The 25,187-nt window shown below is 64.6% G+C and carries 12 protein-coding genes and 1 tRNA gene; 5 read left to right on the top strand and 8 right to left on the bottom strand.

What is annotated here, in order from left to right:
- Positions 1–424 precede the first annotated feature (424 nt).
- From JS536_RS11840 to JS536_RS07265, 3 genes are read left to right on the top strand one after another with little or no spacing between them, the layout of a single operon-like run.
- Positions 425–1,000: a zinc-binding dehydrogenase gene (locus JS536_RS11840; RefSeq protein WP_240544307.1), complete on the top strand. Its 576-nt coding sequence runs from the start codon at positions 425–427 to the stop codon at positions 998–1,000.
- 1 nt (position 1,001) lies between these two features.
- On the top strand, positions 1,002–1,991 hold the full coding sequence (locus JS536_RS07260; RefSeq protein WP_214356392.1) for a thiamine pyrophosphate-dependent dehydrogenase E1 component subunit alpha: 990 nt from the start codon (positions 1,002–1,004) through the stop codon (positions 1,989–1,991).
- Positions 1,984–2,961 (top strand): alpha-ketoacid dehydrogenase subunit beta, encoded by a 978-nt coding sequence (locus tag JS536_RS07265; RefSeq protein WP_214356393.1) that lies wholly within the window; start codon positions 1,984–1,986, stop codon positions 2,959–2,961. The genes JS536_RS07260 and JS536_RS07265 overlap by 8 nt, the downstream gene beginning before the upstream one ends.
- Positions 2,962–3,138: 177 nt before the next feature.
- On the opposite strand, the gene JS536_RS07270 is transcribed toward JS536_RS07265, so the two are convergent.
- From JS536_RS07270 to JS536_RS07290, 5 genes are all read right to left on the bottom strand, one after another.
- Positions 3,139–5,439: a DUF2207 domain-containing protein gene (locus JS536_RS07270; RefSeq protein WP_214356394.1), complete on the bottom strand. Its 2,301-nt coding sequence runs from the start codon at positions 5,437–5,439 to the stop codon at positions 3,139–3,141.
- Positions 5,439–6,011 (bottom strand): LemA family protein, encoded by a 573-nt coding sequence (locus JS536_RS07275; protein ID WP_214356395.1) that lies wholly within the window; start codon positions 6,009–6,011, stop codon positions 5,439–5,441. Before JS536_RS07275 ends, JS536_RS07270 begins: the two co-directional genes overlap by 1 nt.
- Positions 6,012–6,353: 342 nt before the next feature.
- Positions 6,354–9,134: a polyribonucleotide nucleotidyltransferase gene (locus JS536_RS07280; protein ID WP_214356396.1), complete on the bottom strand. Its 2,781-nt coding sequence runs from the start codon at positions 9,132–9,134 to the stop codon at positions 6,354–6,356.
- A gap of 311 nt (positions 9,135–9,445) precedes the next feature.
- A complete protein-coding gene (gene rpsO, locus JS536_RS07285) occupies positions 9,446–9,715 on the bottom strand; it encodes a 30S ribosomal protein S15 (RefSeq protein WP_033891585.1) in 270 nt (89 codons plus the stop codon).
- A gap of 151 nt (positions 9,716–9,866) precedes the next feature.
- Complete coding sequence (locus JS536_RS07290; RefSeq protein ID WP_240544308.1) at positions 9,867–10,685, bottom strand: hypothetical protein; 819 nt, start codon at positions 10,683–10,685, stop codon at positions 9,867–9,869.
- A 247-nt stretch (positions 10,686–10,932) separates the two neighbouring features.
- Between JS536_RS07290 and JS536_RS07295 the strand changes: the two genes are divergently transcribed.
- Together JS536_RS07295 and JS536_RS07300 are read left to right on the top strand one after the other, a co-directional pair.
- Positions 10,933–11,006: transfer RNA gene (locus tag JS536_RS07295), tRNA-Gly, on the top strand.
- Between the two features lie 279 nt (positions 11,007–11,285).
- Positions 11,286–11,795, top strand: a complete 510-nt coding sequence (locus JS536_RS07300) for an Hsp20/alpha crystallin family protein (protein WP_214356397.1) — start codon at positions 11,286–11,288, stop codon at positions 11,793–11,795.
- 488 nt (positions 11,796–12,283) lie between these two features.
- Here JS536_RS07300 and JS536_RS07305 read toward each other — a convergent pair whose 3' ends face one another.
- From JS536_RS07305 to JS536_RS07315, 3 genes are all read right to left on the bottom strand, one after another.
- The gene (locus JS536_RS07305) at positions 12,284–14,212 is read right to left on the bottom strand and encodes an alpha-amylase family protein (protein WP_214356398.1); all 1,929 of its coding nucleotides are present in this window, start codon (positions 14,210–14,212) and stop codon (positions 12,284–12,286) included.
- A 451-nt stretch (positions 14,213–14,663) separates the two neighbouring features.
- Positions 14,664–15,182, bottom strand: a complete 519-nt coding sequence (locus JS536_RS07310; RefSeq protein WP_214356399.1) for a 4'-phosphopantetheinyl transferase superfamily protein — start codon at positions 15,180–15,182, stop codon at positions 14,664–14,666.
- Between the two features lie 358 nt (positions 15,183–15,540).
- Positions 15,541–25,125: a type I polyketide synthase gene (locus JS536_RS07315; protein WP_214356400.1), complete on the bottom strand. Its 9,585-nt coding sequence runs from the start codon at positions 25,123–25,125 to the stop codon at positions 15,541–15,543.
- Positions 25,126–25,187 lie beyond the last annotated feature (62 nt).

Here is a 25,187-nt window from a genome sequence, read left to right on the forward strand (position 1 = left end):
GCCCGGCCCTGGTCTCTCGTTGGGATCAGTTCCGGTTCCCGTACCGGAAACTGGTGATGTCCTAATCCGCGTAAACCGGGCAGCGGTATGTGCCACAGATAGGCATATCGAGGAATGGACTTCATGGGCACAGGCACGCATGCACCCACCAATCATCATCGGTCATGAATGCTCCGGCGTAATCGTCGCAGTCGGCGACGGGGTCCCATCCAACAGGATTGGCGAGCGTGTTGCCGTGGAAAGCCACTTTGGATGCAACAATTGCGCGCAATGCCGCGCGGGCAGGGCCCACTTGTGCGAGCGCGCACGACTGTTCGGCGCAACCGTACCAGGTTGTTTCGCCCAGTATGCCGTTGTACAGTCGGACAGCGCCATTCACCTTCCCGACTCCATCAGTGACGTACAGGGATCAATCATGGAGCCCATGGGTGCTGCAGTACACGGCGTAGATGTAGCCGAAGTGCAAGGCAACGATGTCCTCATCGTCGGCTGCGGACCGATTGGATTGTTCGCCATTGCCGCAGCAAAGGCATTTGGCGCGAAGCATATTACCGCCGTTGACTTGTACGAGGCCAAGCTCGAACGTGCACAGCTGATGGGCGCCAACACTGTTATCAACGGGGATATCGACGATCAAGAGACATATGGCGTATTCGACATAGCAATCAACTGTTGTGATGACCATCAAGCCGTACGTAAAGCGATTCGCAGTCTGCGCAAAGGCGGAAGAATAATTTCCGTGGGATTGCCACAGGGAATTTTCAACCTGGACCTTTCCGAGGAAATTCTCTACCGGGAAATCACCCTGGCTGGCACATCGGGCCGACTCATTCCTCGCACTTGGAATCAATGCCTTGATTTGCTGTCTGGCGGTTTAGACATTGCTCCGGCATTAGGCAACACGTATGCGATCGAAAACATCAATCAGGCATTCGCCGATATGAGAGCCGGCGTTCCTGGCAAGCCGCTGCTTTCCATAAGCGAAGCGAAAGAAGATTAGCATGAATACCTCTCAACAAATCAATGCAGCCGAAGCAGCAGCTCTCTATCGTTCCATGCGGCGAATCCGACGTTTTGAACAGACCGTCAAAGAGCTTTCCGGCACGGAGATTCTCGGACCAGCTCACCTGTACATCGGGGAAGAAGCAGTCGCAGTCGGCGTCTGCGCGAACCTCACTGCCAAGGATTACGTAACCAGCACCCATCGCGGGCATGGACATACCCTTGCAAAGGGCGCTGCCATGAATCGATCATTCGCCGAGCTTTTCGGCCGCGCCACAGGCTATTGCAAAGGCAAAGGCGGTTCCATGCATCTGGCTGATTTCAGCGTAGGCATGCTTGGAGCCAACGGGGTGGTCGGTGGCGGATTCAACATCGCCACCGGCGCCGCATTGGCCATACGACAACGTCACGCCAATGATGTGGCCGTATGTTTCTTCGGAGATGGCGCCTCCAGCCGTGGCACATTCCATGAAGCGGTGAATCTCGCCGCCAGTTGGAAGTTGCCGGTCATATATGTGTGTGAAAACAATCAATGGGCATCCACCACCCGATTCGACGACATTAAGAACGTCGATTACCTGTCACAGCGGGCTCAAGGATACGGTATCCCAGGAATCACCGTCGATGGCAATGACGTGCTTTCCGTCCGAAACGCAGCCTCACATCTTATTGAACGGGCAAGAAGCGGCAAGGGGCCTTCGATTCTGGAATGCCGCACCTACCGCATTGATGGGCATTTCATCACCGACCCTCAAGCCTATCGTTCCCAAGACGAGGTACGTGAGTACAAACTGCATAACGATCCCATCGACCGTTTTACAGAACGCATGCGTCTTGACGGAATCCTTACGGATGCGGATTTCGCCCGAGAAGACGCAGCCGTAGAACAGGAGCTGTCGGCAGCATTGGAGTTTGCACGAAACAGTCCTTACCCACAGCCCAGCGAGGCACTCGACGATGTCTATGTTCAGGAGGAGCACCATGAGTAGGATTATTACCTTCTGCCAGGCAACAAAAGAAGCCATGACAGAAGAAATGCGCGCCGACCCTGATGTGTTTGTCTACGGCGAGGATATTGTCAAACAGGGTGGCATCTTCGGACAGTTCGCAGGATTGCACGATGAATTCGGCGATCGTGTACTCGACACACCAATCAGCGAGACGGCATTGGTCGGCGCAGGAGTTGGCGCAGCCATGGCCGGCGCAAAGCCGGTCATCGACTTACATTTTGCCGACTTCATCGGTATCACTATGGACGAGATCCTTAATCAAATGGCCAAAGCCCATTACATGTTTGGCGGCCAAGCACACCTTCCGCTTGTATTGAGGGCTCCCGACGGTTCCATGCGCCATGCCGCCGCTCAGCATTCGCAATCGCTGGAATCCTGGTTCGTATCCATTCCGGGCATCAAAGTCGTCATCCCATCCAGTCCACAAACAGGCAAGGGATTGTTGAAGGCCGCAATCCGTGATCCAAATCCCGTCATATTCTTCGAGCATAAGGAACTGTTCCCCGTTACCGGCCCGGTAGATGATGGTGACGTAATCGTTCCGCTGGATAAGGCGGAAGTTCTGCGCGAAGGTACCGATGTCACTCTAGTTTCCTATTCCAGGATGTTGACGCATGCCCTTGCTGCGGCAAAGCAGGCTGAAGAACAGTACGGCATTAGCGTGGAAGTCATCGACCTGCGCAGTATCGTTCCTTTGGACATGGAAACTATCTATCGGTCCGTGAAAAAGACCGGACGATTGGTGATCGCTCATGAAGCCATTCGGACCGGCGGAGTCGGCGGCGAAATCGCTGCAGAGGTAGCCGAACACACATTCCAATGGCTGCAGGCACCGATTGTTCGCGTCGGCGCAAAATCAGCGCCAATCCCCTATAGTCCGACACTGGAAGATGTGGTGCTGCCTCATGAGGATGATGTACTTAGAGCAATCTTGAAAACAACTCAGTGAGTGCGGCCGCAGACAGCTTTCGGCTCGCGCGTCCCATGGTGTAGGGATTTGCACATGATGTAGGGACACGAATTCTTCATAACGGCGGAATGAAGCCGTTTCTTGACCTCACGCCGTGGCCGGATCCCTACATCATGTGCAAATCCCTACACCATGGGGCGATTCGGCCGGCCCGCATCACCTCCCGCCGAAGGAACCGCCGCCGGAACCGCCGGACGAGCCGCCGAAGCCGCCGCCGGAGAAGCTTCCGCCGCTGCCGCCGAAACCACCGGAGTCGCCGCTGTCGTAGCTGGGTGCCGCCGCGTGGATCGTGGAGGTGATGTCGGCGAAACCGGAGGACAGCTGGGAGCCGAGGTCGGAGAAGCCCGGCGCGTAGGCCGTGCCGCCGAACAGCGGGGTCGCGCCGAACTGGCCGGCGAGACCGCCACCGTTGCCGGGACCGCCCGGACCCCACGGACCACCGGGTCCACCGGATTCATGCCCGTAATCGTACCGGTCATGCCACGTGTGCGACCGGTAGGTCCAGTAGACCATCGAATCGGAAGCGTTGCTGTCCAGCCAGTCAGGATCGGAGACCTGCGGGTAGGCCTTGGCGAGCTCGCGCATCACGCGCTCGGAGATGCCGAACGCGGCGGCGTAAACCATGTACCAGTCCCACATGGCCAAATCGGCGGCGCCACGGTCGGTGAAGTTGGAGAAGTCCTGCATGTAGCGCTTGAGTCCCAGGCAACGGCCGGCGATCTCCTGACCGGTTGCGGTCAGCTCGTGCAGTGCGCCGGACATCGAGCAGAACAGTCCCACGGCGAACACCGGCAGTCCGGTGATGAGCCCCACCATGCCATAGCCGATGATGAGGTTGGCGATCATGGCGCCGAAACCGGCCACCGCGGCGAGCACGCCGGCGAGGATCCACTGCCAGCCGCGCGAACGGGAGGCGTCCAGGCGCACGTATTCGATGTCGCAGGCGGTGGTGAACTTGCCGAGCTCGATGTATCCGTCCTCCCAATCGCGGCAGGCCAGGCGCATCTGGTTGAAGTCGAACACCGGGCAGCCCACGCGGTGGGAGATCACGGTGAGCAGGTTCAGCAGCGCGTCCTCGGAATCGCTCAGGTCCAGTTGCTCGCGGTTGGGCACGGCGTCGATGGCAGCGGGCAACAGCACGATGGTGCTAGTGGACAGGGCCGCACGCTGTCGGCCCGGATCGGCGGCGATCATGTGGCTCAGCTCCACCGGTGTGGCCCGGCTCATGTCGATGCCGCGGTACAGGTCCGAGGATCCTGGGTAGATGGCGAGCGCCTTCTTGACGGCGAGCGAAAGCAGAGTGGCGGTGAGCTCGCGGTTCGATTGCGTGCCGCCGGTTTTGTCCACCACGTCGATGAGCCGGGCGGCGGAGGCGGGGCTGATGCCGGGCTGGTCGCGCCAGTATTCGATGGGACCGCGGTATTTCGAGCGTTTGTTACTGGTGATCGAAGCGTACAGGCCCCACGCGCACAATGCCACGCCGATCACGACCGTGGCGATCCACAGGGCCAGGCGCGCGCGTGCCGCGGTCCGTTGGCCTTCCTGCCACTGCCGTTCCTGTTCGGCCTCGCTGCGTTTGAGGGCGTCCAGACGATCGGCCTTGCGGACGCGGCTGATGCCGGTGGATGTTGGCGTGGAGGCATAGGCGGCCACCACATCCAAGTAATCGCCGGAATGGATGTTGTAGGCCGTGAACTTGAGGCCGCCGTCCGCGGTACGGCTGGTTTCGGAGGTGCGTTCGGTGTGCAGCCACGCCCAAGAATCATTCTTGGTGATGCCTTCGGGGAAGTGCACGATGCCGGTGACCGTGCCGATCGGCACCGGGTTGGATTTGCCGAACGGCTCCCATTGGAAGTCGGCCACGTCGTTCCATTGGGTCATCACGTCGTGCATGATGAAGGTGACGTCGAACTTCATGCTGTCGGCCTTGCGGGTGGCGGGGATGTTCCAGCCGATTTCGATGATTTTGGAGGCGTCGCTGTTGATGGCGAGGCCGTCCTTGCCGGGGGCGTACGGCTTGGGCTGGGATGCGCCGGCGGTCACGTCCGCGATGTACCAGCGGTTCGCGTAATCGGAGTCCCATTCGCTGTCCGATACGTCGTCAGGGTATTTCGGTTCGGTCTGCTGCGCATAGTTGATGCCGTCGGTGACGTTGGTGACGCTGATGTCCGTGATGTCGGTCAGGTTGCTGCCGCGCAGCGTGTACTGCTGGTAGAGCTGCTTCCAGGGTTTGACGTTGTCGTCGCCGTCGGTGCGCTCGAGCATCTTCACGTCGATGTGCTGGGTGACGGTGAGGTCGCCGCTGGTGTCCGCGGTGACGTCGTAATCCAGCGTGCGGTAGCTCAGGTCCGATTCGTACACGTGGTTCGGCGCCCAGGTGAGCGCGCCGAAGAAGACGGCCATGATCAGCGTGGCGATGGCGCTGATGATGCCGGCACGGATGAATCGCTTTGCCATCAGAACCTGACCTGCGGGGCCTGGCGGGCGGGCTCGTCGGCCTCGAAGTACTGGGCCTGTTCGAAGTGGAAGAGACCGGCGATGATGTTGCTCGGCACGGTCTCGATGGCGGTGTTGAACTTCAGGACCACGTCGTTGTAGAACTGGCGGGCGTAGGCGATCTTGTTCTCCAGGTCCTTGAGCTGGCCCTGCAAATTGAGGAAGTTCTGGTTGGCCTGCAGCTGCGGGTACGCCTCGGCGGTGGCCTGCAGGTTGAACAGGGCGCGGGAGAGCTGGTTTTCGGCGGCGATGCGCTGCGATACGTCGCCGCTGGCTGTGGATTGCAGCACGCCGGCACGGGCCGCCATCACGTTGGCCAGCGTCTGCGATTCGTGGGTAGCGTATCCCTTGACGGTCTCGACCAGGTTCGGGATGAGGTCGGAGCGTTGCTTCAGCTGCACGTCGATCTGCGCCCAGCCGTTCCTGACGCGGTTTTTGAGGGTGACGAGGTTGTTGTAGGCGCCGATGCCCCACGCCACGACGCCGATGATGAGTACGAGAATGACGATTGCGATGATGAGACCGATGCTCATATGCGCTCCTTTGTGCGAAAACCCTTCCGCAGCTCATTCTTCCACAAATGCCTCTGGAACGCGAGAAGCCCGCCGTGCGTAACGGCGGGCTTCTCGAGAACGGAATCGGCCTTTGGCCGATGCAGCGTCTCCCGCAGACTTCGTCTGCTTCTCTTCTCTCCCTCAGTCTCACTTCGTTCGACAGCTCCCTCGTCAGAGGGAGCCGAGGCCTTACACATGTAGGACTTGCCTCCCTCTGACGAGGGAGGTGGCATCGGCAAAGCCGATGACGGAAGGAGAGAAGCCGCAGTCGCAAGACTGCAGAATCCCTGCATCGGCCAAAGGCCGATTCCTATTTATTTATCAGTCTTCGAAGGGATCAAAGTCGCGACGGACGCGGCGGCGCGGACGCTCGGAACGCTCCTCGCGGTCAGCGCGGTAGTCGTCGTAGTTGTCGTCGGTGGCGTAGCGCGGGTTACGGTCGGAGCCACGGCCACGGCCGGAGGAACGGCGCGGACGATCGTCATCGCGATCACGGTCGGAGGAGCGACGGCGACGCGGACGATCATCGTGGTCGTCATCGCGATCATCGAAGTCACGGTCGTCACGATCCACCGGACGGCGGCGACGCGGACGATCGTCATCGCGGTCGTCACGATCGAAGTCACGGTCATCACGATCGGAGCGACGGCGACGCGGACGATCGTCGTAATCGTCCTCGAAATCGTCGTGCTCGACCGGACGGCGGCGACGCGGACGGTCGTCACGATCATCGCGGTCGTCACGATCGAAGTCACGGTCATCACGATCGGAGCGACGGCCGCCACGGGAGCCGCCACGGCGATCGTCACGAGAGCCACGGCCACCGCGACGGTCATCGCGATCGGAGCCGGAACGGTCGCCACCGCGGCCGCCACGGCCGGCGCCGGCGTTACTGTCCTGGTCCTCGAAGCCCGGGATGGCCAGGGAGATCTTGCCGCGGTCGTCCACACCCTGCACGACCACCTCGACGGTGTCGCCTTCCTTGAGCACGTCCTCGACGGAGTCGATGCGCTCGCCGTTGGCCAGGTTGCGGATCTGAGAGATGTGCAGCAGTCCGTCGGTGCCCGGGGTGAGGTTCACGAAGGCGCCGAACGACGTGGTCTTGACGACCTTGCCGTTGTAGGTCTCGCCGGCCTGCGGCACGTGCGGGTTGGCGATCTGGTCGATGATCTGCTTGGCCTTCTCGGCGGCCTCGCCACCCTCGGAGGAGATGTAGACGGTACCGTCATCCTCGATGGCGATCTCGGCGCCGGTGTCCTCCTGGATCTGGTTGATCATCTTGCCCTTCGGACCGATGACCTCGCCGATCTTCTCGACCGGCACGGAGGTGGTGATGATGCGCGGGGCGTACTCGCTCATCTCGGCCGGGCCGTCGATGCACTCGTTGATGACCTCGAGGATGGTGGTGCGGGCCTCGTGGGCCTGCTGCAGGGCGGCGGCCAGGATGTCGGCCGGAATGCCGTCCAGCTTGGTGTCGAGCTGCAGGGCGGTGATGAACTCGGAGGTGCCGGCCACCTTGAAGTCCATGTCGCCGAAGGCATCCTCGGCGCCCAGGATGTCGGTGAGGGTCTTGAAGATGTGCTTGCCATCCACATCGCCGGACACGAGGCCCATGGCGATGCCCGCGACCGGGGCCTTCAGCGGCACGCCGGCGGCCAGCAGGGACAGGGTGGAGGCGCACACGGAACCCATGGAGGTGGAACCGTTGGAACCGATGGCCTCGGAGACCTGACGGATGGCGTACGGGAACTCCTCGCGGCTCGGCAGCACCGGCACGAGGGCCTTCTCGGCGAGGGCGCCGTGGCCGATCTCGCGGCGCTTCGGGGAGCCGACGCGGCCGGTCTCACCGGTGGAGTACGGCGGCATCTCGTAGTTGTGCATGTAGCGCTTGGACTGCGGACCGGACAGGGCGTCGATCTGCTGCTCCATCTTGAGCATGTTCAGGGTGGTGACGCCCAGGATCTGGGTCTCGCCGCGCTGGAACAGGGCGGAGCCGTGGACGCGCGGCACGATGTCCACCTCGGCGGACAGGGTGCGGATGTCCTTAAGGCCACGGCCGTCGATGCGGTAGTCCTCGGTCAGGATGCGGCGGCGGACGATCTGGCGCTGCAGCTCCTTGAAGGCGTTGCCGAGCTCCTTCTCCTTCTCCAGGTCATCCATGTCCTCGAACTCGGTGGCGAGCACCTCGCGCACGTGTTCCTTGATCTCGTGGATGCGGTCCTGACGCGGCAGCTTCTCGGCGATGGAGAGGGCCTCGTCCAGATCCTTGTGGGCGATCTCGTCGATGCGGGCGTACAGCTCGTCGGTGTACTCCGGGAAGAGCGGGAACTCCTTGGTTTCCTTGGCGGCCTTCTCCTTGAGCTCGTTCTGAGCCTCGCAGATCACCTTGATGAACGGCTTGGCGGCCTCGAGACCACCGGCCACGACTTCCTCGTCCGGCTTCTGCTGGCCCTCGTCGTAAATGAGGTGCCAGGCGTTCTTGCCGGCGCCGGCCTCGATCATGGCGATGGCGACGTCACCGTTCTCGATGACGCGGCCGGCGACCACGATCTCGAAGACGGCGCGCTCACGCTCGCTCCAGCGCGGGAAGGCGACCCACTGGCCGTCGATCAGGGCCAGACGCACGCCGGAGACCGGGCCGGAGAACGGCAGACCGGAGATCATGGTGGAGGCGGAGGCGGCGTTCAGGGCGATGACATCGTACGCATCGTCCGGGTTCACGGCGAGCACGGTCTCGACGACCTGGACCTCGTTGCGCAGGGTGTGGGGGAACAGCGGGCGCAGCGGGCGGTCGATGATGCGGCAGGCGAGGATGGCCTCGCTGGACGGGCGGCCTTCGCGGCGGAAGAACGAGCCCGGGATCTTGCCGGCGGCGTACATCTTCTCTTCGACGTCGACGGTCAGCGGGAAGAAGTCGTAGTTCTCCTTCGGGCTGCTTCCGGCGGTGGTGGTGGAAAGGATCATGGAATCGTCGTCCAGATAGGCGGCGACGGCGCCGTCGGCCTGCTGGGCGAGGCGGCCGGTCTCGAAGCGCAGCGTGCGCTTGCCGAACGATCCATTGTCGATGACGGCCTCAACGGCCTTGATTTCGGGACCCTCCATAGGGTTCCTCCTTCTTGATTTTTCTATTATTCCTACATACTGTCCGCGGCCGGATGTGTCTGCGCCGCGGTTTGTCCTCTTCAGCGGACGTCACATACCTGTTGTGCGGCGGCCCCTTGGCCACCGTTCCTCGTGTCAACCCATCTCATTCGGGTTCTCTTGTTCGGCCTTCCTTCCGGGCTTATGGCGGCCTTCCTAACCTATGGCCGCCGCCCGCCGGCCGTTACTCTCTTAACCCTCTTGCCGTTGTTGCCGTTGGCTGGCGATATGTAAAACGCCCGAGCACCATCCTAGGTACTCGGGCGGAAGAATTATCGACGCAGGCCCAGGCGCTCGATCAGGGAGCGGTAACGGTTGATGTCGACGCGCTTGAGGTAGTCAAGCAGACGACGACGGTCACCGATCATGAGCTGCATACCACGACGGGAGTGGTGGTCGTGCTTGTGCTGCTTGAGGTGCTCGGTCAGGTCGGAGATGCGCTTGGACAGCAGGGCCACCTGGACCTCGGGGGAACCGGTGTCACCTTCGTGCGTCGCGTACTCGTTGATAATCTGGGTCTTTTCTTCAGCCGTCAGTGCCACGGCGTCCTCCTTATTGTGTTCGTTGCGCGGTGATCCAAGCGGGTGTGCTTGGAACGCTCTCTATCCGCGGGCGAAATCACGCCAAATGAGAACTATAGGTCAGGGTGCGGACTTGCGGGAGTCGGCCGGAGGGAATCGACCGTCGGTTTCGTCACACCGCGGTCAGCAGGCCGCCGAATAGCACCACGAGCAGCGTCAGCGTCTCGATGACGAAGTACAGGATGAAGCTGGCCCAGCTTTTGGTGAGCACGTTGAGCGGCGAGGTCTTCTTGATGACGACCAGCAGTCCCACGAAGATCACGGCGTACACGGCGATGCCCGCAGCCGCGGCCAGGATGCCGATGTTCGCGGCGTTCGCCAGGTTGGCCTGATCGCCGTAGACCACATATGTGGAGTACCAGAAGTTGAGGTTGAGCATGCTCAGGCCCGCCACGAACTGTTCGCCGGCAAGTCCCGCCGCGAACACGATGAGCCACGGCCACGATGGCGAGACGACAACCGCCATCGCCAGGCCCACATACGTGATGACCACGGCCACCCAGCCGATGAGCGCGATGCCGCGCGGGTCCACGCCGCCGAGCGCAGCCACCACGGCCTCGGTCTCGTTCACTGCCAGCGTGCGGCCGAACCAATAGGGCACGACGATGGCCACCAGCACGATGAGAATCATGGCCGCCCAGCGCAGCGGGTGGGAGCGGCGGCGCTCGATATCCGCCAGCGACAGGTCGGTTTCGGGGATCGACGGGGTCGGGTGCTTGGAGACCTCGACGGTCTCGACCTTGCCGCCCACCACTTCGACGGCCTCGTTGGGCTCGACGGGCTCTGCGGTCAACTTCGGACGGATGAGCTGGGCGAGCTCCGCCTCCGCGTCGGATGCGGCGGCATCTGCGGAGACGACGGCAGGCGCCACGGATCCGGTCGCGTCGGTTCGTTCGGTTCCGTTGAAGTCCACGGTTGCGTCGTCCGCCATAATCCCCCGTCCTGTTCGCTCGGCCTTACACCTTATGCTCTGCGCTATGCTTTGCGTTCCGCCTTATTACCGCAACCATGGTACTCGCAACCCGCTCACGAGCGCACATTGCCCGCCAATCGCGCACGTAATCAGTATGCGCACAACAGTGATGCGGCGATGGCCAAGACATGGGCACGACGGACGGGGTTGCTTGCGTCGGATTCCTATGTATAATGTCTCAAGTCGCCAAAAGCGACGCCCCAACGCGGATGTAGCTCAATGGTAGAGCCTCAGTCTTCCAAACTGATTACGCGGGTTCGATTCCCGTCATCCGCTCCACTCAAGGACCGTTGGAATTCCAACGGTCCTTTGCGTTTCACGGCCGATTCGGCCGGTCAGCCTTTCAGGGGCATAAACCCATTCCGCCCTGGATTTCACCGTGGGTAAAACACCGGAATGATTGGGGGCGCGGGAAGTTGGGTGAAGTGAAAGGCGAAGGCGAGAGCCCCGGAAGGGGTTCCGGAACCGGCCACGATATCCGCTTCGCTTCCCGCCCGCGGCAAGGCAGGAAGCGGACGGTAGCCAAACCGATTCCCTCCTATTCAAGGAGTACCGATTATGGCAATGTTTCCGGCTTTGATGAATGACACGATGTTCTCTGATCTGTTCGACGATCCGTTCTTCGAGGGTTGGCGCAACATGGACAACCAGGTGGCTGCGGCCATGCCGGCGAACATGATGAACACGGATGTGCGCGAGACCGCCAACGGCTACGACGTCGACATCGACATGCCTGGTTTCAAGAAGGACGATATCAAGCTCGAGCTCAACAACGGCTACCTGACCGTGTCCGCCTCTCGCAGCAGCGAGCATGAGGACAAGGCCCCTGAGTCAGGCGAGGCCCAGGGCTCGTCCGATGCGAAGTGCGAGTGCGCTTCCGATTCCGGCAAGTGGCTGCGTCGCGAACGCTACATGGGCTCCTGCTCTCGTAGCTTCTACGTGGGCGACGACGTGAAGGAATCCGACATCCACGCCAGCTACCAGAACGGCACGCTATGCATCCAGGTTCCGAAGATTCAGGCCCAGCCGCAGGTCGAGGCCAAGCACCAGATCGCCATTGAGGGCTGATTAGGTTTGCTCCCGAACGGCAGATAACTTAATACACAAGATGTCCCGAGAGACCGTGCGTTAAGCACGATAGCCCGACGGTTTCGTGCCGCCGGGCCGGCCTCCTGAACGAGGAGGCAATCAACACGGTTCGCCGGGGACGCTAGACAAAGGGACTTCTGTTCCCGCGCCGTCCGTCCTACGTTTTCTACGCCGACTAGTCTGACGGGCAGCGGGAAACAAAGCCAAATGAAAATGCCGGGCAAGGCGTTACACCTTGTCCGGCATTTTGTCGTTGTTGGCCTTGGGACATCGCGGCCGAACAGGAGCCTGCCGCCGGTCGCGATCGGTCAGGGATTCAGGCAGTAAGGACCGATCGCAGGCCGGTTACAGGCAAGTCAATATGTATGCGGGATGGCAGGGGCGCACGGAGTCTGACAGCAATTACAGGCGGCGTCTCGCAAACGTCACGCCTGTCGCCGGACTCCGGCACACCCCCGCGCTGCACGTCACAGGTGGATGAACTGAGCCTCGTACGGGGCGAGATCGGCCTCGACCGGGGAGTCGATGATGCCCTCGCTGGCGTTGAGGTGCGCGTGCTGCTCCAGTTCGGAGAAGTTGAACAGGCCGACCAGCACGGAACCCTCCACCTTGCGGACCACGGCGAGCACCGCATCGTTGAACGTATCCCACGTGGACACCCAGGCATCAGGCGCGAAGCACGGATCATGACGCTCCTCGCGCAGGCCTTCCATACCCTTCCACAGTTCGTTCTGGAGCGTGCCGGACTTCTTGCGCAGCGCGGCCTTGTCCCAGTCGAACTTGGAGCGGTGCAGGTTGCGGCTGTCCTCCACGCGGTCGGGATCCTCCTTGTAATCCCAGCCGTTGAGCTGGGCGATCTCGTCGCCGCAGTTGAGCATCGGGAAGCCACGCAGGAAGGCCATCGCCTGGTGCATGAGCAGGTCGCGCTTGACGGAGGTCTCCAGCAGGGGCTTGTCGTGCGTGATGAGCGCCTTCTCGATGCCGGTCAGGGAGGCGGTGGTGCCGCAGCTGCGGGCGTCGCGGGTGGCCTCGTCGTAGTTGTACAGCTCGCCCATGGACCAGCTGCCGGGCACCGCGCCCTCGTAGAAGTGGTACAGGAACTCCTTGTGCTTGAGCGGGTCGATGCCGATCGCGCGCTCCACGTCCTCGTCCAGGCCCCAGCCGATGTCGTCGTGGCAACGCAGGTAGTTGACGAACCAGCAGTTCTCGGGCAGGGCGTCGAGCTTGTCGATCTGGGCCTTGAGCAGGCGCACGTCACGGCTGGCGAGCGCGCTCCACAGGTTCACCATGATGGAGACGTTGTACAGCATGTGGCACTCGGGGGCCTCCGGGGTGCCGAAGTAGGCGGCAAGCTCCTTGGGGGCCATGACCACCTCGCCCTTCAGGACCACGGCCGGGCAGACGCATTCGAGGATGATGCGCAGGATGCGCACGATGGTGTGGACGGTGGGCAGGTTGCGGCAGTTGGTGCCGAGTTCCTTCCAGATGTACGGCACGGCGTCGATGCGGAAGACCTCCACGCCGAGGTTGGCCAGGTGCATCACGGAACCCATCATGGCGACGAGCACCTTGGGGTTGCGGTAGTTGAGATCCCACTGGAACGGGTAGAACTGGGTCATGACCCACTTGCCCATCTGCTCGTTCCACGTGAAGTTGCCGGGGGCGGTGTTCGGGAAGACCTGCGGCACGTGCGCGTCGTACTCGTCCGGGATGGTGCGGTCGTCGTAGCAGAAGTAGTAGTCCTGGTACTCCGGGTCGCCGGCCTGGGCGGCCTTGGCCCAACGATGGGTGGAGGCGGTGTGGTTCATCACGAAATCAAGGCACAGGCTGATGCCGGCGCGACGCAGCTTCTTGGTGAGCGCGGCCAGGTCCTCGTTGGTGCCGAGCGAGGGATCCACGTTGTCGAAGTCCTCGACCGCGTAGCCGCCGTCGTTGTTCGGGTGCGGCATCTGCAGCAGCGGCATGAGGTGCAGGTAGGTGAGCTTCTGCTCCTTGAGGTACGGAATCTTGTCCGCAAGCTTCTTGAGGTCGCCGGCGAAGAGGTCGGTGTACATGGTCATGCCGAACATATCGCCGCGCTTGTACCATTCGGGATCGGCCTCACGGGCCTTGTCGAGACGCTTGAGGTCGGCGGGACGGTCCGCGTATGCCGCGGCCATGGCATCGAGGAGCGACTGGAAGGCGGCCTGGTCGTTGTACAGGCCCATGAACAGCTGTTCCAGTTCCTCACGATGGGCGTCAAGCCTTGCCTTGAAGACGGGGCTGACCGCCGCCGGGCGCGACGCCGTGCTGCGGGTGCGCGTTGCCGTTGATTTCGAGGACTTTGCCGTTGCCTTGGTTGCCTTCGGCTTCGACTGTGCCGACTGGTTGCCATTCTCCTGATTGTTCCGAGCCATCGGGAACTCCTTCGTCGCCTAAATTCCGCCCGCGTCAATCGTTTGACGTTGGGATATAGCATATCAAACCGGTTCGATATAGGCAAATCGAGGCACGCCGACACGCGCGGAAAAATCAAGGCTGTGTCAAACCGAGATTGACATGAATCCATGTCTGACTACCCCTCAGTCGGCTTCGCCGACAGCTCCCCTGACAAGGGGAGCCGAGAATAAGGGACATGGCAATCTTGGTTTAACACAGCCAAAATCAAGGTGTCCGGCCTGATTCATGAGGCTTCGCACAACCGGCTTTGATTGAAGCGGGCTTCGTTACATCAAGATCGTCCTAATGCTGATGGACTACCCCTCAGTCTCACTTCGTTCGACAGCTCCCCTGACAAGGGGAGCCAAGAATAAGATGCCATCGAATCTTGGCATACAAAACCGTCGTTTATTTAGGGAAGATCACCCATCAATCGACGGAAATCATGACCACGGCGGATGCGACGGGACCGTCATGGCTCAGGGAGATATGGATGGACGGCGATTTATCCGCAACGAGTGAAGCACCGTGGGATGAACCCGCGTAATCAGTTTGGAAGACTGAGTCTTCTCTTTTGCGGGAGTCGGAGGCCGTTGATTCGCCATGTACATCGCGGAACGCCTGCGCGGCTTTACCGGCGAGCATCACATGCGGCACCCCGCGCGAATCGTCGAGGATTTCGACCTCGCGCCACGGGAAATTATCCAACGTGAATGGGTATGGGCGCTCCCCCAGCGCCTCGCACCACGCCTTGAGGAACGCCTCCTTGCCAGCCCATTTGGCGGCCAGATGCACGGTCTCGCCGTCGTTTTTGACGCGCGCACGTTCGGAAGCCTGTCGCACCTCGCGCACGGAGAACAGGTCGCGCATACGCGAACCGGGCATGGTCAACTGGTCGGCGAACTCCGCGACGTCCACCACATCATGGCCCAGCCCGATCACACCCATAAACCCTCCAATACTCATGCGGCCAAATCCATGCGGACGAATTGCCTCAATATATGACCGTCATTCGCCGCCGCGTATGGCCTGATTCCATATAACCACGTGGTTCAAGACCTCGGCGACATGGATTTCTCGCCCGATTGTGCCCATGGCGTGGGAATTCCCTACACCATGGGCACAATAAAACGGCTCCCCTCAAACGAAGAGAGCCAACTGAATCAGGCTTCATAGAAGCCGGACTGGCCGAGACGGGCGTTCAGCTGAGCCGTGAAGCGGGAAGCCCAGTGGGCTTCCCGTAGGCGAAGTGAGCGGGGCACACCACAGGTGCCCCGCGAAGGGATCCTGATGCGAGTCGACTGAATCAGGCTTCGTAGAAGCCGGATTCACCAAGGCGAGCATCGGGATCCAACAGCATCGCCTTTTCGACCTCATGGTGGTCGTAGCCGCGGTGGTCGTCGTGGAAGCGACGGTTCTCGATCGGCTCGTACAGCGCGGCCCGACCCATCATGCCTTCCTCAAGGTGACGCTGGCCGGCGGCCAGACGGGCGTTGGCGCACTCTCGCCATTGGGCAAGAGCGGCCTCGCCGTCGGCCTTGGCCACGGCGGCCTCAAAGGCGCCCGGATGCACCAACGCCACGAAGCCGGACACGTGTCCGAAACCGAGCGAGGTGGCGAGTCCGGCCTTGACCGGACGACCCGCCGTCACGCGACCGTATGCATCCTCGCCGCCGCCGATGCGCAGGGGCTTCCTGACCCAGACCATGTGGTCGTCGCGCTCCAGTTTCGGGTCCACGCAGTCGAGGGCCGCGTTGGCCGGAATCACGCCGGACTTGAACAGCTGGGTCAGTCCGTTGACCTGGAAGATGCAGGCGCCGCCCTTGGCGTGACCGGTGAGCGTCTTCTGCGAGATCACGAACAGCGGGTTGCCGTCGGTGCGGCCGATGGCGTGGGCCAGCGTGTTGTGCAGTTCGGATTCGTTCGGGTCGTTGGCGTTGGTGGACGTGTCGTGCTTGGAAACCACGGCGATGTCGTCCGCCGTGACGCCGAGCGCGGCCAGGTCACGCACCAGCTTCGACTTGCGTCCGCCGAGGCCGGCCGCCAAAGCGCCGAGACCGGGGGCCGGAATCGAGGTGTGCGCGCCGTCGGCGTAGCTGTGGATGAAGCCGACCACGGCCGCGACCGGCAGGCCGAGCTTCAGGGCGATGTCGCCGCGGGTCACGAGGATCGTGCCGCCGCCCTGGGATTCCAGGAAGCCGCCGCGCCTGCGATCGTTCGCACGGGAGAAGAACCGCGCGTCGATGCCCTTGCCGTACATCTCGGCGGAGTTGGCGGTGGCGTTCATGTTGCCGAAGCCGATCACCGATTCCACGCCGATGTCGTCGATCGCGCCGGTGACCACGAAGTCGGCCTTGCCCAGGGCGATCTTGTCGACGCCCTCCTCGAGGGAGACCGCGGCGGTGGCGCAGGCGGAGACGGGCTGGATCATGTTGCCGTAGCCGCCGATGTACGACTGCATGACGTGCGCGGCTACCACGTTCGGCAGCGCCTCCTGCAGGATGTCGGTCGGGATCTCGTGGTTGAGGAAGCGGTCGAGGTAGAGCTTGCGCATGGAACGCATGCCGCCGAAGCCGGTGCCCTGCGTGGAGGCCACCAGCGAGGGGTGGATGGCCTGCAGGATCTCGGCCGGGGTGAATCCGGCGGAGAGGTAGGCGTCCACGGTGGTGACGATGTTCCACAACGCGATCTCGTCCACGTCGCCCACCATCGAGGCCGGGATGCCCCAACGGGTCGGGTCGAAGCCGGTCGGGAACTGGCCGCCGACCGTACGGGTCATGGTGGCACGGCGCGGCACGCGGATCATCGAACCGGCGTGACGGGTCACGTTCCATTCGCCGGATTCGGCGTCCGGGGCGATGGTGGTGTGCTTGGCGTCCAGCTTGACGTATTCGCGGGCGACGTCCTCGTTCGGCACGGAGAAGGTGACGTCGTGGTCCAGGAAGACCTCGGCCTCCTCCTCATCGGCGCCGTCCTGGTAGTCGGAGCCCATGCCGGTCTCGAACGGGCGGATGCCGGAGCGGGCCACGACCTCGTCGTGGTAGCGCTCGGCGATGTCCTCCTCGGGCACCAGGTTGCCGTCGGCGTCGTACCAGCCGGGCTTCGGGCTGTCCTGCCAGGTCAGCAGGCCCATGTTCCACGCCAGTTCGAGCACGGCGCCGGCGCTCAGGTCGACTTCGCCGTCCGGATGGATGCCGAGTTCGGCTTCGGCGCGCGTACGGCCGGAACCCCACGGGCCCAGTTCGCCGACGGAGACGATGACGATCTCGTCCTCCGGTCGGGCGGTGACGTTCTGCCAGTCGGCGAGGTCGACCGCGGCCTGCTTGGTGACGATGGGTGTGGGCAGGGCCTTGAGGGTGACGGCGGATTCGCCGCTCCCCTCACCCGCTGCGCGGGAGCTCCCCTCAGCGAGGGGAGCCGAGGTGAACTCGGCGGAGGCCTTCTCGGCATCGGCCTGGGCTTCGGCTCGAAGCGCCTTGATGTCGATGGGCTCGGAGCCGAGGCCGCCGGTCAGGTCCACGTCGAGCGGGTGCTTGACGGCTTCCGTACGCGATTCCGCGGTGCACAGGTCGAGCAGCTTGGCCGCGATCTGCGCGGTGGAATAGGTGTGAATGCCGTGACGCTCCACCACGTCGACCAGCGGGTCGTTGCCGCCCATGAGACCGGTGCCGCGCACCCAGCCGATCTTCGGGTGGGCGAAGGTGACGCGGTCGGACCAGGCGTCGCGCTCGGCGCGGGCACGGTTGACGATGGCGTCGAAGGCGCTCTTGACCTCGCCATAGGCGCCGTCGCCGCCGAACACGCCACGGTTCGGGGAGCCAGGCAGCACCACGTGGAGCTTGTGCTGCACGTTGGTGTCAGCGCCGATCTTCGAGAAGCCGGCGATGGCGCGTTCCACGCCCCACAGCATGAGGCGGGCCTGCGACTCGAACAGGTCGCCGGCATCGGCCAAGGTGCCGTGCACCGGCGGTGCCGCGAACGGGAAGAACAGGGTCGGCTCGTAGGCGGGCTTGAGCACGGTGGTGGTGGCACCGGAGGTCTTCTTCTGCTCATGGCCCACCCAATCGACCAGCGCATCCACGTCGCGGTAGCTGGAGAGGTTGGCCGGGACCAGCCACAGCCTGGCGTCGCCGGTGGCGTGCTCGCGGTAGGCCCGCTTGGCCCAGGCCTTGATGGACGGCTTGAAGCTGTGCGAGGTGGCCACCACGGTGGCGCCGCCCGCAAGCAGGCCTTCGACCACCTGCGCGGCAATGGAGTTCGGGCTCACGCCGGTCACGATGGCGATGTCGTTCGCGAAGCGGGAGGCGGCGGGGTTGGAGGTAGCGGGTTCGAGGGCCTCGGAGGCGACCTTCTGGAAGGCGGTCTTGAGGTCGTCGGCGTCGCTCCCCTCACCTGCTGCGCGGGAGCTCCCCTCAACGAGGGGAGCCGAAGCGGGAAAGCCCTCGGCTGAGAGCTGGCCGGCGAACCACTGCGCTTCGTCGGCAATGGTCTTGCCAAGGCCGATGAAGCTGCCGTTCAGGGCGGCCGGATCGTTGCCGTAGTAGGCGCGGGCGAGGTCTTCGCGGGCGGAGGCCCAGCGATCGTCGAACAGGATGGCCTTGTTGGCGTCGAAGCGGGGCTCGACCTGCTTGGGCCAGTCGGAGCCGAGCTCGGCCTCGACGGCGGCCACCACGGCGGCGTTCTCGTCCTCCTCCTCGGCGGGGGCCGGAGCGGCCACGCCGAGTTCGCCCAGCACGAAGCGGGCGGTGGCGGCGAGCACGCCGTTGGAGCCGGTGACCTTCTCGGCGAAGGCGTCGAGCGCGGCGGAGTCGACCACCGCACCGCCGGCCGCACCACCCGCGGTGGGCAGGGCCACAGTGACGCCCTTCAACTGGGCGACGGCCTGGACAGCGGCGTCGATGAGCTTGTCCGCCTCGGCCTTGGACTGCACGGCCTGGGTGGGCAGCTTGGCGAGGTCGCCGCCGCGGGAGCTGGAGCCCTCGCGGGTGTCGAGCAGGAGCGCGGCGAGCACGCTGGCCACCCAGCCTTCGCCGAGCTGCCAGACGTTGGTCACGCGGTCGCGGATGTACTGCTGCTTGACGCCGGCGGCGCCGAAGAGCGCGCGCAGACGGTCGCGCAGGGCTTCGGAGAGCACGGCGCCGAACGGCTTGTAGTTCGGGGCGGCCTTGTTCACGATCTGCGCGAGCTGCACGAGCGTGGCTTCGGCGGCACCGTCCACGCTGGCGACTCCCAGCTCGGAGCTGATGTCCATGAGCAGCTGGTTGCGTCGCGAGGAGACGCCGTTGGTCAGGGTGTCGGTGGTGTCGTTGCTGCCGATCTGGTCAAGGCGCACCTTGGCGGAGTAGGCCATGAGCACGCCGATGGCGTCGGAGGCCTTGAAGGGCAGGTCGGCGACCGGGCCGGCCGGCGCGGCGGCAGGAGCGGGAGCCGGAACAACAGCCGATGTGGCGGGGCTCCCCTCACCCGCTGCGCGGGAGCTCCCCTCAGCGAGGGGAGCCGAAGCAGCAGCGGCCGAGCCGAGCTTGGCGACGGCGGAGCCGCCGGCCGGCGCGGCCTCCACCGGTGCCGCGGTCTCCGACGAATCGTCGTCTTCCTCGGGCACGAGGGAGTCCGAATCGGTCATGTACACGCGGCCTTCGTCGCGGCCCACGTTGTAGACCACGGTGTCGCTGCCGGCGAATTCGGGCAGACGCAGGGTCTTGGCACCGAGGTTGGCGAGGGTCGGTGCGTTGCCGAGGCCGACCTCCACGTATTCCTCGACACCGAGACCGCCCTGCTCGCGCTTGCCGAAGAGCAGCGCCTGGGTCTCGATCCAGCGCACCGGGGAGGCGAACTGCCAGGAGAGCAGTTCGGTCAGGAGCAGTCGGCCGAGCTTCTGGTCGTCCGCGGCGTAGGAATCCCACACCTCCGGGTTCTCCAGGGCCTCGCGGATGCGTTCGGAGGGCACTACGTCGAGGATCTTCGCGGCGAATTCGCGGGTCATCTCGAACGGCACGGCCACCAGGTTCGGGATGTAGCGGCCCACCAGACGACCGCGGTAGTCGATGTGCTGCGGCAGCAGCGCGTCGAGCTTGTCGCGGAACTCCGGCACGCCCTTGCGCAGCAGTGTGGAGTGGAACGGCACGTCGATGCCGGGCACCAGCATGAACGCCGGCTTGCCGCCGTATTCGGCCACACGGCGGGCGGCGTCGGCCTTCAGGGCCTTGAGGCCCGCGATGGTGCCGGCGATGGCGTACTGCTGGCCGGCGAGGTTGTAGTTGACGATCTGCAGGAACTCGCCGCTCTTCTCGGCCACGGACTCCACATATTCCTTGACGTGCGCGTCGTCCACACCGAACTGGTTCGGACGCAGGGCGCCCATGCGGTAGTTGGAGCGGCCCTGGGCGTCGCGGTCGATGAGGTGGTGCATGGTCGAGCCGCGATGGAACACGAGCTCGAGCACGGTCTCCAGCGGAATCACGCCGGCGAACGCGGACAGCGCGTTGTATTCGCCGAGCGAATGGCCGGCGAAGTAGGCGGGCCAGATGTCCGCGCCGGCCTCGCGCAGGCGGGCGGTCTGGGCGAAGGCCACGGTGGCGAGCGCCACCTGCGTGAACTGCGTCAGGTTGAGCAGGCCTTCGGGGTGGCGGTAGGTCATGCCGTTGGCGGTGAGTTCCTTGGGGTTATCGCGCACGAGGCCGATGATCGAGAAGCCGAGCTTGGAGCGGGTCAGCTTGTCGGCGCGTTCCCACACGTCGCGGGCGGCGGCGGACTTGGCGCGCTCGTCCAGGACCATGCCCTGCTTCTGGATGCCCTGGCCGGGGTAGACGAAGGCGGCGCGCGGGGCGCGGACCAGTGCGGTGCCGCGGGAGACGAGCTGGCCGTCGATGCGGCAGGTGACCTCGAGGGTCATGCCGCCGTGGCGCACCTTGCCCACGCGCTCCACGGAGATCTCCACCTGGTCGTTGAGCTGGACCATGCCGTACATGTTGTAGGTCCAGCCGGCGATCTCGTAGTGGGCGCCCTTCTCGTCGACGGCCTGCACGGCGTGCTGGGCGGTGGCGGACAGCCACATGCCGTGCACGAGCGGGGCCTTGAGACCGGAGATGCGGGCACCGCGCGTGGAGGTGTGGATCGGGTTGAAGTCGCCGGAGGTGCGTGCGAAGGCGGTCATGTCGCCGGGGGCGGTGACTTTCACGCGGCGCAGCAGACGGCGCGGCGTGGGCTCGATCTCGTCGTGCGAGGCGTCGCCGAATTCGGGGGCGTCGGCCGGAAGCGCGTCGGAGTAGACGCGGCCGCGGATGGCGAAACGCTCGGTTTCGCGGGCCAACAGCGTGCCGTCGGCGGCGGTGTGGATCACGTGGATGGTCACCACGCGGCCGGAGGCGGATTCGAAGTAGTCCTCGGCCCAGGAGGTGAGGGCGATGGTCTCGCCGGTGTGCTTGAGCAGGTCCTCCTCGCTGACCTCCAGCTCGATGAGATGGTCGAGGTGGACGGCGTTGAGCAGGCCTTCGATGACCGGGTAACCGTTGACGGAGACCGAACCGAGCGCCGCGTAGATCGCGGGCCAGGCGGGGCCGACCAGCGCATCGGGGGCGATGCGGCTGGGCTGCAGAGTGGCGGGCAGGGCGCCGCCGGTGGCCGCCTCGTGGTCGAAGCCGAGGTTGGCGGACAGCGTGTAGGTGGTGTGCGCCTCGCCGAACACGCGACCCTCGGCGGGCGTGATCTCGGGCATGGCGTCGAGCTTGTCGCCGGTGATGGCGGTGTTGCCGATGCCGGCGGTGGCGGCGAGCATCGCGTAGACGTCCGGGATCAGGCGCTCGCGGTCCACGACCGGCACGCGGCCGGGTTCGGTGCCGTCCACGATGAGCGGGATGACGATGTCGCGCACGGCGTGCTTGGAGAAGCCGCCGTCCGGATCGTTGTCCCAGTAGGTGTCGAGATGGATGTCAAGGTCGTACTTGCCGGCCGTGGCGTCGAACGCGCGGATCTCGTAGTGCTCGTCGCCCAGTGCGGTGCCATAGGCGGGGTTGTCGGTGATGTGGCCCACCCAGGAGATGTTCGGGGACTTGCGGATGAAGTCCTCGGCGTTCGCGGCGTCGCCGAGTGCGGCGAACGCCTGCGGCTCCTCGGTTTTGGCGGTCTTGACGCGCTCGATGGCGGCATGCTCGAAGCGGCCGAGGATGTCGGCGACCGGCTCGTCCACGGTGGTGATGCCGGCCACGGAGATCGGGCCGGGGATGGCGCGCACGGAATCGGCGGAATAGCGCGGGTCCTCGGACTGCCAGAGCTGGTCCTGGCCCCACCAGCGCAGCAGGTCGTTGTCGATGACCGGCACGAACGGCATGGGCTTGGGGTATTCGCGCACAAGCACCGGGAACCAGGCCACGTCGGCGGGGACCACCGTGAGTTCGGCGGTCTCGGGGTAGGCCTCGGCAAGCTTGGCGAGCGCCGGGGCCGGGGCCTTGAGGATGTCGTCGCGGGTCAGCAGGCCTGCGGCTGCGGCGCTTTCGGCGGATGCGTCAGAGGCGGCGAACAGTCGGGAGGCGAACTCGCCGGAGTCCTTGGCGTTGACGCGGGCCTCGATGCGCTGGAGCAGGTGCTGGAAGCGGTCGGCGTAGGTGGGGTCGGCCCACGGGTAGGCGAGCGCGGCGAAGCGCTTGGCCCAGTCGAGGTAGGTCATGGAGGCGAGGTCGCCGAAGTAGGGCTTGGCGGTCTTATTCAGGGCCTCGATGATTTCGGCGCGGCGAGATTCCAGCTCCTCGGGGTGCTTCATGACACGCACGAGCAGGCGGCCGCAGGCGGCGGAGGAGTTCTCGAGTTCGTAGATGTCCGCGTGCAGGTGGCTCAGGCCGGAGGAGACGCCGCCCACGGACCTGCCGGAGGGCACCCAGTGGGCGGCCTGCGGGGCGAACGGGTCGGCGGTGGCGTCACCGGCGGAATCGGGCGCACCAACGGAAGCGGCCGGGATGCCGGGCGTCTTGACGAGCAGCTGCTTGACCTCGGGGCTGGTGTGCGCCTCCTTGGCGGTCATCACGGCGGTGCCCACGAGCACGCCGTCCACCGGCATGTCGGGCAGGCCGTAGGCGCGGGCCCACTGGCCGGAGATGTAGTCGGCGGCGCGTTCGGGGGTGCCGATGCCGCCGCCGGCCACGAGCACCAGGTTCTCGCAGGCGCGCACGTCGGCGTAGGTGGCGGCCAGCAGGTCGTCCAGGGCCTCCCAGCTGTGGTGGCCGCCGGCCTCGCCGCCCTCCACCTGAATCATGATGACGGTGGGTGCCACGGCCTTGGCGATCGCGACCACCTGACGGATCTGGTCCACGGTGCCGGGCTTGAAGCTCACGTACGGCAGACCGTCGGACTGCAGGGATTTGATGAGGGAGACGGCCTCGTCGAGTTCGGGGATGCCGGCGGAGACCACCACGCCGTCGATGGGCGCGCCGGACGCGCGCTTCTTGGGCACGATGCGGGAGGAGCCGAACTGCAGGTTCCACAGGTAGCGGTCCATGAACATGGCGTTGAATTCGACCGTGCGGCCTTCCTCCAGCTGCTCCTCCAACGCGGCCACGTGGCGGTCGAACACCTCGGCGGTCACCTGGCCGCCGCCGGCGAGTTCGGCCCAGTAGCCGGCATTGGCGGCCGCGGCCACGATCTCCGGGTCCACGGTGGTGGGGGTCATGCCGGGCAGCAGCACCGGCGGCTTGCCGGTGAGACGGGAGAACTTGGTGACGAGCTTGTCGCCGGCCGGGGTGGCAATCACGCGCGGGGCGAAGGCCTTCCAGTTCTGGGTGCGTTCGGGTTCGCCCTCCAGCGTGGACAGTGCGGCGCGTTCGGCGAGGGTCGTGGCCTCCACCACGCCCACGCCGGTGCCCTGCACGACGTTGCCGACCAGCTTGCCCAGGGTGTTGCCGGGGCCCAGATCAACGATCCACAGCTTGGCCGGGTCGTCCACCTGGTCAAGCAGGGCCTTGACGCGGGCGTTCCAGTCCACGTGGTTGAGCAGCACCTCTTCGGCGAGTGCGCGGGTGCGGTCCTGGTCGAAGCCGCAGGCGGCGGCCCAGGAGACGGTCTGGTCCACGGCCTCGGCCATGAGCGGGGAGTGGAACGGCAGGGTGACTTCGAGGTATTCGAGGGTGGGGTCGAACACGGTGCCGCCGTGCAGCTTCTCTTCGCGCAGCTTGGCCTGGTGCTTGTGCTCGCGCTCGGTTTCGAGGGCGAAGGCGGCCAGGTCCTCCGGATAGCCGGAGAGCACGTGGTGGTTGTCCGAGTTGGTCACGGCGACGGAGATCGGGCCGCGGGCGTGGTTCGAGCCGGCCACACGGGCGATGAGCGCCTTGACCTGGGCGAGTGTGGCGCCCTTGACGGAGAGCATCGGGCTGGCCTCGCCGTACTTGGGGGCCAGACCCAGTTCGCGCACGCGGCGGGTGCCGGCGGCACCGATCAGGGCAGCGATGGCCAGGATCTCGTCCAGCGTGGGGGCCGCGGCCTCGATGGAGCCGGCGGATTCGATGGAGCGGGCCATGTGGACGGCGAGCACGCCTTGGGAGTGGCCGAGCACGGCGGCCGGCTTGGCCTCGGCGAGCGTGTATCCCAAGTGCTCGAGGTCGAGCAGGGCACCGAGCTGGGTCAGAGCCACGCCTTCCACGGAGGCGGTGGCGTCGGCCGCGGCACCGAGACGGGCGGGGTTCGGGGTGAAGCCGAACAGGTCCACCGGGCGACCGGTGGTGGCGAGCAGGTCGGCGGCCACGGGGGCGAGCAGACGGCTTGCGGCCTCGACGTGGGCATGCAGGGCCTTGTCGAGGCTCGGATCGGTGGTCTGGTCGGCGAGCGCGACCGGCCACGGGGTGGACTGTCCGGCGAAGGCGAGCGCGTGCGGCTCAACGGCCAGGCGGTTGAGGAAGAAGGTGGTCATTGGTGTTCCTTGTGTTGGTGGATTGGTTGACGTATTGGGAAGGTTTTGGTGGGGCTAATTCC

It is taken from the genome of Bifidobacterium sp. SO4 (assembly GCF_018555355.1).
In the GTDB taxonomy this organism is placed as follows: domain Bacteria; phylum Actinomycetota; class Actinomycetes; order Actinomycetales; family Bifidobacteriaceae; genus Bifidobacterium; species Bifidobacterium miconisargentati.

What these genes read in the sequence shown, in the direction of transcription:
- JS536_RS07305 (WP_214356398.1), bottom strand. Translation starts at nt 14,212, where the DNA reads ATGGCTCGGAACAATCAGGAGAATGGCAACCAGTCGGCACAGTCGAAG.
- JS536_RS07310 (WP_214356399.1), bottom strand. Translation starts at nt 15,182, where the DNA reads ATGGGTGTGATCGGGCTGGGCCATGATGTGGTGGACGTCGCGGAGTTC.
- JS536_RS07275 (WP_214356395.1), bottom strand. Translation starts at nt 6,011, where the DNA reads ATGAGCATCGGTCTCATCATCGCAATCGTCATTCTCGTACTCATCATC.
- JS536_RS07315 (WP_214356400.1), bottom strand. Translation starts at nt 25,125, where the DNA reads ATGACCACCTTCTTCCTCAACCGCCTGGCCGTTGAGCCGCACGCGCTC.
- JS536_RS07280 (WP_214356396.1), bottom strand. Translation starts at nt 9,134, where the DNA reads ATGGAGGGTCCCGAAATCAAGGCCGTTGAGGCCGTCATCGACAATGGA.
- JS536_RS07260 (WP_214356392.1), top strand. Translation starts at nt 1,002, where the DNA reads ATGAATACCTCTCAACAAATCAATGCAGCCGAAGCAGCAGCTCTCTAT.
- JS536_RS11840 (WP_240544307.1), top strand. Translation starts at nt 425, where the DNA reads ATGGGTGCTGCAGTACACGGCGTAGATGTAGCCGAAGTGCAAGGCAAC.
- JS536_RS07290 (WP_240544308.1), bottom strand. Translation starts at nt 10,685, where the DNA reads ATGGCGGACGACGCAACCGTGGACTTCAACGGAACCGAACGAACCGAC.
- JS536_RS07300 (WP_214356397.1), top strand. Translation starts at nt 11,286, where the DNA reads ATGGCAATGTTTCCGGCTTTGATGAATGACACGATGTTCTCTGATCTG.
- JS536_RS07265 (WP_214356393.1), top strand. Translation starts at nt 1,984, where the DNA reads ATGAGTAGGATTATTACCTTCTGCCAGGCAACAAAAGAAGCCATGACA.
- JS536_RS07270 (WP_214356394.1), bottom strand. Translation starts at nt 5,439, where the DNA reads ATGGCAAAGCGATTCATCCGTGCCGGCATCATCAGCGCCATCGCCACG.